Genomic DNA, 12,893 nt, shown 5'->3' with positions numbered 1-12,893 from the left:
GGCATTATGAACATATATTAAAAATGGATATATTTACCAATATAAAAAGAGGTGAATAGCATGTTCTTTTTCGGTTTTCCTTTGGGACTTCCCCTTTTCATTGGCGCATACAGGCCGAGATACCGTTACAGAACCTGGTGGTGGTAAAAGTCACTCCCCAAAAACTATAAAGAAAGATGGCTGATTAGGTTTTCCAAATCAGGCGAAACAGGGGCCTGTATTTCAATTAACTTTCCGTCCACGGGATGGCAAAACGAGACGGATCTGGCATGCAAGGCCTGTCTGGGTATCAGGTAGGAGCGCTTCCCGTACATTCTGTCTCCGAGCACAGGATGGCCAAGTGAGGAGAGATGAACGCGAATCTGGTGCGTTCTTCCGGTTTCAAGGGTAAGCTCCAACAGAGAATAATTTTCAAAAGTCTTGATTGTATTGTAATGGGTAAGCGCACGCTCCCCCTGATCATGAACAGCCCGCCGGTTCGGCAGCGTTGGATGCGGTCCGATCGATGCGTCAACAGAACCGGATGGCGGCTCAATTCTTCCCCGGACCACTGCGTAATATTTTCTTTTCAGCCTCCCATCCTGTAACTGTTTTTCCAGTTCAGACTGGGTTCGTGCATCTTTGGCAAATACCACACAGCCTGTAGTATCCCGATCCAGACGGTGTAAAGGACGAATGGTAATTGTCTCGCCATTTTCCCGAAAGTACTCCGCCAGATAGTTAGCCAGCGTTCCGCCGGTTGTTTGCCCTGCTGGATGCACCAACATGCCGGCTGGTTTATATAAAATAATAAGTGCCGGATCTTCAAACAAAATGTCAATCAATCCCGGCTCAGGCTTAACCCCAAAGAACTGATCTTCCAAAACGAGAACATCCAAGATGTCCCCGCTTTTTATCTTTTTCTGAAGATAAGCATTTCTTTTATTGAGACGTACTCCGCCTGCTCTGGTCAACTTTTGAATTTTTCTGCCGGAACATTGTACAATACTTTTCAAATACTGCTCGACAGTCAAGCCCTGATGTTCTTCCGTAATCCGAAATGTTTGGAATTTCTTCATAAGGTCCCTCTCTCATGTCTTTTGACCATGCTTTCCTTCATTACCTTTGTCCGCGAGCTTAATGATGTCTAACAGGAAACCATAGTACCATGATACTGGTATCAGTTTATCTTTTGATTAATAATAATTCAATTAGATTCAGAACATCGATTAAATTCCGGAGCATCAATTGAATTATAAACGACAATTGAATTCGGGCATCGATTGATGTCTTAAATACTTGACAGTAGGACCGATCGGAATTAGAGATAGCAGATTCTGCCGGGAGAAGATGCAAATCCAATGTCCCTATGCTAAAATAAGTCATATTAAATCCATATGATAAGGGGAGACGGAATTGCTTTATTTTGATAATGCCGCAACTTCCTGGCCGAAACCCGAGGTGGTCTACGAAACCCATGACCGGGTCCTGCGTCAGGGAGGGAGTGCCGGACGCGGTGTCAATCAATCTTCTCTGCGCGCCGGGCGGGAGCTTTTTCATACCAGAAAGGCTTTAAGCCGCTTGTTTGGCATCGCAAGTACTGAGAGAATTGTTTTTACGCAGAATATCACCGAATCGCTCAATGTGGGACTTCATGGACTTCTTCAGACTGGGGATCATGTTCTGATCAGCTCCCTTGAACATAATGCCGTTGTCCGTCCGCTGGAATATCTCAAAAAGAGCGGAATTTCCTATACAATTGTTCCGTGCAGCCGGGAGGGTTTTTTGGATCCCGCTATCGTGGAATCTAATTTTCAGCCCAATACCCGCCTGCTTTGTTTTACGCATGCTTCGAATGTGCTGGGTACGATTCTGCCGATCAAACAGCTCGGGCAAATCGCTAAAGCGCACCATTGCCTGTTTATGGTGGATGCGGCCCAGACTGCCGGCGTGATACCAATTGACGTGGAAGACCAGCACATCGATTTTTTAGCCTTTACCGGCCATAAGAGCCTGTCGGGGCCTCAAGGGGTTGGCGGATACTATGCCAGGCCAGATCTTGTTTTAAATCCCCTGATTTATGGAGGGACAGGCCTTCATTCCCTGACCCTTGAACAACCGGATATCTGGCCGGAAGGGATGGAAAGTGGCACACGGAATATCCCGGGAATCGCGGCCCTCGGGGCTGCGGTAGAATTCATATTGCATGAGGGCCTCCCTAATATCCGCAGCCATGAACTTCAACTGATGTCTATCCTGCTTGAAGGATTGGAACATATCCCGGAAATCCAAATTCTCGGGCCCCGTGACATCAATGCAAGAGTCGGCCTGGTGTCCTGTGTTTTCCGGAATCATACCCCTGATAGCGTGGCTCTGGAGCTGGACCGCTGCTTTGATATTGTTACCCGCTCGGGACTGCATTGCGCCCCCTTAGCCCATCAAACAGCCGGAACCATTGATCGCGGAGCATTGCGCATCAGTATCAATTATTCTCAAGCAGAGTCAGATATAGCGGCGTTATTGGCTGCTTTAAACACCATATTGGGAGGTTCAATGTGACAAGTTCGGAAAATGTCGCCCTTGTTTTCAGTTCCGTTCATCAGACGCTTGAAGCAGAAGATCTTTTGAATTCAGGCAGCTGGCCTTTTGTCTTGATACCGATCCCTCCCTCAATTAACCAGGGCTGCGGGCTCGCGATCCAGATCACCTGCTCCGACCAGCAGGGCGTTGAAGCGTATTTGGAGCAGTATGACATTCTCCCACTCAAAGCTGTCCGTATGGATTGATGATTATTTTTTTGCTTCAGGGATCATGTTAAATTTTGGATTTAAGATGAATGGTTCTTGTCTTTGTGTATAAATAAATATTGGGGATTGAAAGGAGCATTTTTTATGGGTTACGTATTGTTGGTTACAAGTAAAGGTTTCGGTAAAGGTGAAGAAATCCTAGGAGAGAAATTAATGTATTCCTATCTCTACAGTCTGAGCGAGGGAGACCATTTGCCCTCTCATATTTTATTCCTGCACGAGGGCGTCAAGCTGGTCACAGCAGATGCCCCAGTTCTGAACATTTTAAAGACTTTAGTCGATAAAGGGGTTACCATTTATGCCTGTGGCATCTGCCTGGACTTCTACAACCTTAAGGATCAGGTCAAGGTAGGTGAAATCGGCAACATGTATCTGAATATGGATATTATGGCCGAGGCTGAGAAAGTAATTACCCTTGGGTAACGTCCGTTCAGTTATACCGCAGGAATATACTTTTTAAGCAAAAATGACTTACGATATTACTTGCTTCACCCAGTTGGCAGCACGTTCCAACTCACCATTTTTCAGTGGTCCTTCAGAGTTTTTAACAAAATATCCTTCAGGAGGAGGAATTCAGATTTCCTCCTTTTTCTTTAGCCGCTCAGCAATTGGTTTCGCAGCATAGCCAACGATCTTGACCTTGTTCAATCAAATATCTGTATCTTGTTACTCTTAAACGATTTTAATTATGATGACTGTGCGGTTGCGGATCTACTCCGCTAACCATTACTGTACGGTAGTCACAGCCGATATAGGTCTGCTTTCCGCCCGGCAAGTCTAATGTGCAGTCGGAAGAATCCTCCGTCCAGTCTTCGACAAGCGGTTCCAGCAGATCGACGATCGTCTCCAGACCGTTTTCCTCTTCGTCAATAACCTCAATGGTCGCAAAACCATACGCCGAGGAGTTATTACCATGAATCTCAAACGGGACCAGTTCGCAGTCCTCCGGCAAAAGCGCGAGCACCTTCTGGACATGTTTCTTTTTTAGGCCGCTTTCTGCAGGCACCATCCATGCCGCTGCATGATAGGTTGACAATGGGATAACCTCCTTACCCAGTAACAGCTTTTTCCAGATAATTATATTACTTAAGTGTCTTACAAGGCAAATTTTATTGATAGATGATTATAACATCTGGGTAAAATTTGAATTGACATAATTTTCAGATAATGATAATATTGACCCTAAGCATCTAATCGACAAAATAAAAGGAGCCGGAATTTTCATGTTATCTCAAGAAAGAATTGAAAAACAATCTCAACTTAATCATGACACCATTCATACTTTTGAGGCCATTGTCGGGAAAAGCCGGCCTATCGTACAGGCCATTGATTTTGCCAGGAATATCAGCAAGTCTACATATAATGTTCTGCTGAATGGTGAAAGCGGGACAGGAAAAGAGATATTTGCTCAGGCAATTCATCATGATTATTGTCCTGAAGGACCTTTTGTCGCCCTTAATTGTGCTTCTATACCCAGAAATTTAATTGAAAGTGAATTATTCGGCTATGAAGGAGGAGCTTTTACCGGAGCCAACAAAAACGGTCAGCCCGGTAAAATAGAGGCTGCCAATGGTGGAACTTTGTTTTTGGATGAAATCGGGGATATGCCTTTGGAAGTCCAGCCTGTATTATTACGTGTCCTCGAGGACAAAAGAGTCGTCAGGATTAACAGCAGCAAGTACACCACGGTAAACTTCAGACTTATCGCCGCAACTAACCAGAACCTGTTTCAAATGGTACAGGAAAAAACATTTCGAAGCGATCTATATTTCCGTTTATCCGTTTTAGCGATTGACATCCCCCCGCTGCGGGACAGAGGAAAGGATATTCTCCTGCTCGCGCATTATTTTTTGGATCAGATCAGTAAAGAACTACAATGTGAACCACCCAAATTAAGTTTTGAGGTCTATAAAGCGCTTGTGGAATATACCTGGCCCGGAAACATCAGGCAGTTAAAAAATGCGATGGTGTATGCGGTCTTTAAAGCCAAAAACGGCATACTGAATATCGGAGACCTTCCGAATGAAATCAAACACAGGCAAACCACCGTGAGTGTAACACAAAGCAATGACCCGCTGCCTTTAAGGGATATACAAAAAGAAGCCATTATGCATGCTTTGTGTAAAAACAAAAACAAAGATGAAGCGGCCAGAGAGCTGGGCTTATCAAAATCAACATTGTACAGAAAAATTAAGGAGTATGGTCTTAAGTAAAATATACCAGGACACGCAAACGCCCTAGTTATAGAGCTTCCGTTGGAAAACGGCAATAGGTTGAGAGCAAAAAAGTAGCCCGCATTCAGGGGGCTACTTTTTTTTGCTAAATAACTTTATTTGGCTGGCTTTTTCAGTATCTTCCGTAGGATTGCCAAATACCCTTCATATTACTCAACCGTCACTGATTTAGCCAGGTTCCTGGGCTTATCGACATCGTTCCCTCTGGCGACAGAAACATAGTAGGACAGAAGCTGCAGTGGAATCACCGTTAAGATCGGAGCAAGCTCATTGACAGTCTCCGGGATATAGAATATTTCATTAACCGACTTGTATAAATCGGTATTTCCTTCAAACGTAAACCCAATGACCTTGGCGTCCCTGGCCTTAACCTCGATCACATTCGAGACCGTTTTCTCGTACAGGTCTCTCTGGGTTGCGAGCGCGATGATCGGTGTATCCTCTGTAATCAGCGCGAGCGTGCCATGCTTTAACTCACCTGAAGCATAGGCTTCAGCGTGAATATACGAGATTTCTTTAAGTTTCAGAGAACCTTCCTGCGCAACTGCCCAGTCCAGGCCGCGCCCGATGAAGAATGCGCTGCTCACTTCTTCAAAGTACCTGGCTAGGGTCTTAATGCGTTCAGCTCCTTCTTTGAGAATAATCTCCGCTTTATCAGGAATTTTGCCAAGTTCGGAAATAATTTCGGTGATCCATTCCTTCGGCATGGTTCCTTTGGCCTGCGTAAGATAAAGTGCAAGCAGGATCATTCCTTCGATCTGAGTCGTATAAGCTTTCGTCGAGGCCACGGCAATTTCCGGTCCCGCCCAGGTGTGGATCACATCGTGTGCTTCCCTAGCCACGGAGCTGCCGACGACATTGGTGATTGCGATAACTCTGGCTCCCTTCTTTTTGGATTCGCGCAAAGCTGCCAGGGTGTCGGCCGTTTCTCCCGACTGGCTGATTACAACGACCAGGGTTTTATCATCAATCAAAGGCGCTCTGTACCGGAACTCCGAAGCGATATCGACTTCGACCGGTATTTTGGCCCAGTGTTCAATTAGCCCTTTGCCGATCAGTCCGGCATGATACGCAGTTCCGCAGGCAACAATTGCTACTTTATTGAATAAAGCAACCTCTTTCGGGGTAAGATCCACTTCCTGCAGCACAACATGGTCGTGGTTCAGTCTTCCGGCCAGCGTGTCCCGCAGGGCCTTCGGCTGTTCAAAAATCTCTTTTAGCATAAAGTGCTCGTAACCGCCTTTTTCGGCTGCCACAGCATCCCAAGTGACTTCAAAGACACTCTTTTCAATACATTCGCCTGTCGTAAAATCGCAGAACTTCAAACCTTTGGCCGAGACGGTCACCATTTCCCCGTCTTCCATGATGTACGTCTTTCTCGTATATTTAAGTACAGCCGGGATATCGCTCGCGACAAAATATTCTCCGTCTCCAATACCGACGATCAACGGACTGTCTTTGCGGGCTGCAACCATAATATCGGGATTCTTATAGCTCAAAACGACGACTGCATAGGACCCTTCTACCTTGGCCAGCATTTTTTTGACTGCGTCCTGGAGATCCCCTTTATAAAAATGTTCGACCAGATGAGCCAGCACTTCCGTATCCGTTTCAGAACGGAAAAGATGTCCCTCCGCAGTCAGCCATTCTCTAAGCTCAAGATAATTCTCAATAATTCCGTTATGTACAACGGCAAAGTCTCCATGGCAGTCCATATGAGGGTGAGCATTCACATCAGACGGTCTGCCGTGCGTCGCCCACCGAGTATGGCCGATTCCGATTTTTGCATTGTAAGTGCGGTTGCTTAGCTTTTCCTCTAAATTGACAAGTTTCCCAACACTCTTGGTGATCCGGATCCCGCCTTCTTCCATGACCGCTATGCCCGAGGAATCATATCCCCTATATTCAAGCTTTCTTAGACCTTCAACCAAAATCGGAACAGCCGATTTCTCTCCAAAATATCCTACAATACCACACATGTTTTTTGTTCTCCTCGTTTAAAATTTAATAATTTTTTAGTTGTTGTCTCATTCATGACGTGTCTATAACATTATATTTTCGTCAGCCATAAAAAATAGCCGTCAAGGACGGCTACAAATCTCTAACATACAAACATAAAGTGAGAGAAGATATAACAAGGCAAGACAAATCAAAACAAGTCAAGACCTTTTAATCCTGTTCGTGACTTCTTTCCCAACTGCTTCGCAATCGGGCGTAGGAAAGTACGGACAACTAAAGGGATTCCGCGAAGAAAACCTTCTTCCTGTTTGATCCGCTCTTGTCCCGGAAATTGCTTTCCGGATTTGCAACGAATCTAACGATGACAAGCCACCGAGAGGCACCCGCCGAAAACTTCGATTAACCTCTTCCTCGTCAACCCAAATGGGCTCTGGCGCTACATTTTTTGTGCGGAAAAATCCGCAGTGTAAACTGTATACTGTAAACCGTCAAAATCATCCACTATTCATTTTTTAATCCCTGACCTATTTCCCAACCATCTCCTCATAAGCAGTCAATTATCTATCAATGTAACAGACCAGCAATGCTTCCGACTTTCCTATTATAATCCATATGAGAAAATAGGTACAGACTTATTTTCTCAAGATCATCTGAAGATTATCTGAAAGAAAACTTGGTTGGTGCCGGTCTATTACATTTTTATTCTATTACATTTTCCGTCAAAGGGTTCTAACCCTTTTCAGCCAAGGTCATTCTGATCGACAATCCTGACCACCTTGACGACTTCTTCAGCCAGCCTGGTTAGCTCCTGCTGGTCCGGTCCTTCCAGCATGACCCGGATCAGAGACTCCGTACCGGACGGACGAACAAGGATCCTGCCGTCCTCGCCCAGGCTTTCCTGAACCTCTCTGACCTTCAGATTCACTTGCTCATTCTGCATAATCTTGTCTTTATTACCGACGCTGGTATTTACCAGGACCTGCGGGAATCGTTTCATTTGTTTGGCCAGCTCGGACAGCTTGGCTTTTTTCTCTTTTATTACGGACAACAGCTGCAGACCAGAGAGCAGCCCGTCACCCGTCGTATTGTGTTCCAGAAAAATAAGGTGGCCGGACTGTTCCCCACCGAGGATTGCGCCAGATTCCAGCAGTCTCTCCATGACGTAGCGATCCCCGACCTTGGTCTCAAGGATCCGGATGCCAGCTTTGCGGAGAGCTTTATGCAGTCCCATGTTACTCATCACGGTTACAACCAGCGAATCATGGGCCAGCTTCCCTTTGTCTTTCAGGGCTCGCGCACAGATCACCATGATCGCATCGCCATCAAGAATATTGCCGTTCTCATCAACAGCAATGATCCGATCCGCGTCTCCGTCACAGGCCAGCCCGAGATCCGCACCATGCTGCAGGACTTCTTTAGCGAGCGCTTCCGGATGCGTCGAACCGCAGTGAACATTAATATTGATCCCGTCAGGCTGGTTATAGAGTGGTATGACCTCAGCACCGAGATCGGCCAGTACTTTTGGGCCCACTTCATAAGCCGCGCCATTGGCGCAATCCAGAATGATTTTAAGCCCTTTCAGGGATACGGAGGTTTTTTTCAGGAATGCGGCATATTTCTCCGACGCATTCTCGACTTCCACAATGCTGCCAATGTCACCGCCTGAAGGTAATTCCAGCTCATCAATCCTCTTCAGTGTATCTTCAATCTCATCTTCCAACTCGTCCGAAAGTTTGAATCCGCTTCCGGCAAAAAATTTAATACCGTTGTCCTCATAAGGGTTATGCGACGCCGAAATGACAACACCGGCACTTGCTTCCAACGTCCGCGTCAAAAATGCAATGCCCGGCGTTGGAAGGACTCCAGCCTTCAGTACATCGACTCCCATCGAACAAATACCTGCTGCCAGCGCTGCCTCCAACATATCTCCTGATATCCGGGTATCCTTGCCAATGACAATTTTGGCTTTTTCCTGCCTTTTTCCCAAAACGTAGGCTCCTGCTTTTCCAAGTTTGAAAGCAAGCTCCGGCGTAAGCTCCGTATTTGCTTTTCCTCTGACTCCATCCGTTCCAAAAAGTCTGGCCAAATTCAAGCTCCCCTTTCATTTCCAGTCAACTTAAGGTTATATATACTGTAAATTGGTTTATTTTTTTGGACTTTCCAACTTTTCTTACTCTTTGGGCGCATACTGCGCCATCAATTTTTCGGCAGCCCTGAGTCCATCGACCGCCGAACTGGTGATCCCGCCGGCGTACCCAGCTCCTTCTCCTGCCGGAAACAGACCTTTCAGGTTTACGGACTGGCCTGATTCATTGCGCAGGATCCTGACAGGTGCACTCGTTCTGGATTCGATTCCAGAAAGTGTGGCCTCGACACCGGCAAAACCTTTCATTTTCTGATCAAAGGCCAGCAGGGCTCTCTTGAGCACGCAGCCGATTTCATCCGGCAAAATCGTATGCAGATCCACCGATGTATATCCCGGCCGGTACGTCGGTACAAGCGGAAATTCCTTAGTCAGCCGATTCCGCAAAAAATCCTGTACCGACTGAGCGGGTACCCAGTAATTCCTTCCTCCGGCCAGAAAAGCCTTCTGCTCCCATTCTCTCTGAAAATCAATCCCTGCTAATGGGTCGCTAGAAGCAAAGTCCTTCGGACTGACTGTCACAACAACCGCACTGTTCGCAATGGCAGTGTCCCTGGAAAAGTTACTCATCCCATTGGTGACGATCCCTCCGTCTTCGGAAGAAGACGCAATCACCTGTCCGCCGGGGCACATGCAAAACGTATAAGCGCCTCGGCCGCTGCTTATATCTTTATAGGTCAGCTGATAGTCTGCCGGACCTAGCCGAGCGTGGAAAGGGCCCCCATATTGAGTCAGGTTGACATATTCCTGCCGGTGCTCGATTCGCAGGCCGACCGCCAAAGGCTTCGCTTCTAGCTGCACGCCAAGAACCTTCAGGAACTGATAAACGTCCCGCGCACTATGTCCGACTGCTAGAATCACCGTTTCAGCCGGGATCGTCTCCGCGCCATCGATCTCCACAGCCTCCAGTTGATTGTTGACGGTCTTCAAACCGGTCACTTTGGTCCGGAAGAGCACCTCACCGCCCAAAGCTTCAATTTTAGCCCGCATTGCCGCGACGACCTTCTTCAGTATATCGGTTCCGATATGTGGTTTGGCCGCATACAGAATTTCGGGGCTGGCTCCGAATTCCACAAAACTTTCCAATACTTCCCGTACTCTTCGGTCATCAATCCGGGTGGTCAGCTTGCCATCGGAAAATGTCCCGGCACCGCCTTCCCCAAATTGGACATTACTCTCCGGATCGAGGGTTCCTGTATTCCAAAAGCGTTCAACTGTTCCGCTTCTGTCTTCAACTTTGTCTCCACGTTCCAACACCAGCGGCCTGTAGCCTTTCCGGGCCAGGGCCAACGCAGCAAAATATCCGGCAGGTCCTGTCCCCACCACAATCGGCCGGAAAGCAAGTTTGGACGCCGGGTAGCCATTTAGCGGGTGCTCCGGGACAAACACTTTTTCTTTCAGCCGCGGATAATGGACCATTGCTTTTCTTAATTCCGGACCGGAAATCTGCGCAGAAAACTCAACGGTATAAACAAAAAAAAGCTCCGGCTTTTGGCGTGCGTCAACAGAACGCCGTAGTATCCGCAGGTTATTGATCTTTTCGCGTGACACTCTTAATCTGCGGGCCAGAATATACGGCAGTTCCCCCTCGTCCTGGTCCACAGGCAGCTTTAGATCCGACCAAATCAGATTCAATCTATCCAACTCTATTCTTTATTATCTCCGGAAGTTGCTGTGCTTGCCTTCAGAACAAGCTGCACTTTGGGTATGCTAACCATTGTCACCCCAGATGGGACTTCCCACAGTACCAATACGTCGGAGTATGTCCCTTCTTTCAGGCCTTTAGCATCTATCCAACAGGAAATATCCTCTTGTTTCAGCGCTTTAAGAATATCCGGATATCCGCTGACCGTGACATCGATCGGCTGAATGTTATCAGCAGTCAGTCCGTCGGGAATATTTTTAATCCCGACCGGTATCGCTTTCAGGATCTCATTCTCCGCTTTGGCACCGACATAAACCATGACGCTGATTTTGGTTCCCTTACTGAAAGACACTCCTTTAGGCAAAACAATTGAATTCAGGGAAACATTAATGGTTTTGGTGCTGGTAATTCCGCTGATATCAACAGTCCCAAGATTTAAATATTCGACCGCTTTAAGTTCTTCCTCTTTACCAACGAGCTGAACCTGTGACGGAAGCGGAGTCACGAGCCGTACTTCCATTCCATCCGCAGGTGTCCCTTTAGTTGCCACCCGGAGCGGCACAGTTTTACTCGCCGTCCCTTTTGCATATACCGGCATGATTACCTCAACAGTATCGGGAAAAGCCTGCAGTGTAGGGTACGGATTCGCGTCAAAAATCCCTGCATTTTGGTTATCAGTAAAGTAGACCGGCCTAACCACACTTTTGCTCTCTGTGAGATCTGTAAATTCTACATCGACGGTGACGCTTGTAAGGTTGGCCAGGACCGATGCAGGTCCCCGTACATTCACCACGGAAGGAGTGAATAACAGTTCGCCTGCCTCATAGCCGGAAGCCGGTTCACCCTTAACGTTGGCCTGAACCTTGACAATCTTGTCTTCAAGCCGATCCAGCTTTAATGTCACTGTTTTCGGACTGATTTCTACAACTTTTATACCTTGCGGTGCATTAATTTGAACATCATAGGTGGATTCCCCGGCTACAGCGTCTTTGAGGTCGACATAAGCAACCAGGTCTTTGACACTGCTTTCTTGGGAGGAACTGTCAATTCGGATCGTAATCGTCGGAACCGGCGATATGATCCCAATATTGGAGGGCTGGTTGTAAAACACCAGCTGCCGGGTATCAATATTCTTTGAAAAAATCGAGGAATTATTCTGGCTGGTCAGCCATACCCAGAAAACAATCGCCAGGACCAGAGAGATCACTTTATATCCAAGGTTTCGCCGTAAAATATCACGTATTGGCATTGTTGTCACCTCTTCGGAACAGATTGTGCCCGGAAGCTTTTTCGACCAGGATCTCATTCTTTAAAAGATCGCGGAGGCTCTTTTCATCGAGGAAGCGGGTGAGCCTGCTGTTTTTTGCCGTAGAAACGACACCAGTTTCTTCAGATACGATGATAACCAGCGCATCTGATACTTCTGAAAGCCCTAAAGCAGCTCTGTGTCTGGTCCCCAAATCCTTCTGCAGTCCATTATCCTGGGTCAAAGGTAAAAAACAACCTGCAGCCGCAACTCTGTCCCCACGGATAATCACCGCGCCGTCATGGAGCGGCGACTTTGGAATAAATAGGTTAACCAGGAACTCTGAAGAGACAACCCCATCAATTTTAACACCGGTCTCAACATATTCCTGAATCCCGGTTGTTTTTTCAAGGACGATCAAAGCGCCAATACGGCTTTGCGATAAAACCTGACTGCACCTGACAATTTCCTCGATCAGCTTCTTATACTCCTCAGGTCCGGTTGTCGCCGGGTGCATGGTAATAAACTTACCTCTACCAATCTGTTCCAGGGTCCTTCTTAACTCAGGCTGAAAAACGACAGGCAGCGCAACAACCAGCATGGTCCAGACTTTTTCCACCATCCAGTTCAGCGTCGTCAGACCAAGCTGCCTCGCAATCAGAGAGATGACCATAAACACAAAAAGACCCTTGATTAATTGGACGGCCCTTGTTCCTTTAATCAACATAAGCAATTGATAGATAATGATCGCGACAACGACAATATCTACGAAATCTTTCCATTGAACCATTTGTGCAAACGTCTGCAGATATGCCACTGTCTCACTCCTTAAAAATAGATCAATGGATCATGATTCTACATTAATCCCTAAATTCCTTGC

Annotated in this window: 11 protein-coding genes; 4 read left to right on the top strand and 7 right to left on the bottom strand. The window is 46.8% G+C overall.

The features are described from left to right. Positions 1 to 164 precede the first annotated feature (164 nt). Entirely contained in the window at positions 165 to 1,058 is an 894-nt protein-coding gene (locus AAH944_RS02685; protein ID WP_415536246.1) for an RluA family pseudouridine synthase, read from the bottom strand. Positions 1,059 to 1,395: 337 nt separating this feature from the next. On the opposite strand from AAH944_RS02685, the gene AAH944_RS02680 reads away from it, so the two are divergent. The 3 genes from AAH944_RS02680 to yedF all read left to right on the top strand — a co-directional run bounded on the left by AAH944_RS02680 (position 1,396) and on the right by yedF (position 3,209). Then, complete coding sequence (locus tag AAH944_RS02680; RefSeq protein WP_415536244.1) at positions 1,396 to 2,538, top strand: aminotransferase class V-fold PLP-dependent enzyme; 1,143 nt, start codon at positions 1,396 to 1,398, stop codon at positions 2,536 to 2,538. Continuing rightward, on the top strand, positions 2,535 to 2,765 hold the full coding sequence (locus AAH944_RS02675; protein WP_415536242.1) for a DUF3343 domain-containing protein: 231 nt from the start codon (positions 2,535 to 2,537) through the stop codon (positions 2,763 to 2,765). The genes AAH944_RS02680 and AAH944_RS02675 overlap by 4 nt, the downstream gene beginning before the upstream one ends. Before the next feature lie 105 nt (positions 2,766 to 2,870). Next, positions 2,871 to 3,209 carry a sulfurtransferase-like selenium metabolism protein YedF gene (gene yedF, locus AAH944_RS02670; RefSeq protein WP_019226805.1) on the top strand — a complete coding sequence of 113 codons (339 nt, stop codon included), beginning with the start codon at positions 2,871 to 2,873 and terminating at the stop codon, positions 3,207 to 3,209. A 259-nt stretch (positions 3,210 to 3,468) separates the two neighbouring features. On the opposite strand, the gene AAH944_RS02665 is transcribed toward yedF, so the two are convergent. After that, positions 3,469 to 3,822: a hypothetical protein gene (locus tag AAH944_RS02665; RefSeq protein ID WP_415536239.1), complete on the bottom strand. Its 354-nt coding sequence runs from the start codon at positions 3,820 to 3,822 to the stop codon at positions 3,469 to 3,471. A 187-nt stretch (positions 3,823 to 4,009) separates the two neighbouring features. Between AAH944_RS02665 and AAH944_RS02660 the strand changes: the two genes are divergently transcribed. Further along, a complete protein-coding gene (locus AAH944_RS02660; RefSeq protein ID WP_019226803.1) occupies positions 4,010 to 4,999 on the top strand; it encodes a sigma-54 interaction domain-containing protein in 990 nt (329 codons plus the stop codon). Between the two features lie 170 nt (positions 5,000 to 5,169). On the opposite strand, the gene glmS is transcribed toward AAH944_RS02660, so the two are convergent. From glmS to cdaA, 5 genes are all read right to left on the bottom strand, one after another. Then, positions 5,170 to 6,999 carry a glutamine--fructose-6-phosphate transaminase (isomerizing) gene (gene glmS / locus AAH944_RS02655; RefSeq protein WP_415536237.1) on the bottom strand — a complete coding sequence of 610 codons (1,830 nt, stop codon included), beginning with the start codon at positions 6,997 to 6,999 and terminating at the stop codon, positions 5,170 to 5,172. Positions 7,000 to 7,718: 719 nt separating this feature from the next. Then, positions 7,719 to 9,065 (bottom strand): phosphoglucosamine mutase, encoded by a 1,347-nt coding sequence (gene glmM / locus AAH944_RS02650; protein WP_415536235.1) that lies wholly within the window; start codon positions 9,063 to 9,065, stop codon positions 7,719 to 7,721. Between the two features lie 84 nt (positions 9,066 to 9,149). Next, positions 9,150 to 10,757, bottom strand: a complete 1,608-nt coding sequence (locus AAH944_RS02645; protein ID WP_415537748.1) for an NAD(P)/FAD-dependent oxidoreductase — start codon at positions 10,755 to 10,757, stop codon at positions 9,150 to 9,152. Between the two features lie 11 nt (positions 10,758 to 10,768). Next, entirely contained in the window at positions 10,769 to 12,016 is a 1,248-nt protein-coding gene (locus AAH944_RS02640) for a YbbR-like domain-containing protein (RefSeq protein WP_415536233.1), read from the bottom strand. Then, a complete protein-coding gene (gene cdaA / locus AAH944_RS02635; RefSeq protein ID WP_015043824.1) occupies positions 12,003 to 12,830 on the bottom strand; it encodes a diadenylate cyclase CdaA in 828 nt (275 codons plus the stop codon). The genes AAH944_RS02640 and cdaA overlap by 14 nt, the downstream gene beginning before the upstream one ends. Positions 12,831 to 12,893: the final 63 nt, after the last annotated feature.

This window comes from Dehalobacter sp. CP, from assembly GCF_047652685.1.
Taxonomy (GTDB): domain Bacteria; phylum Bacillota; class Desulfitobacteriia; order Desulfitobacteriales; family Syntrophobotulaceae; genus Dehalobacter.
Note: the sequence above shows the minus strand (reverse complement) of the source record. Positions and strands in the feature narration are given on the sequence as shown.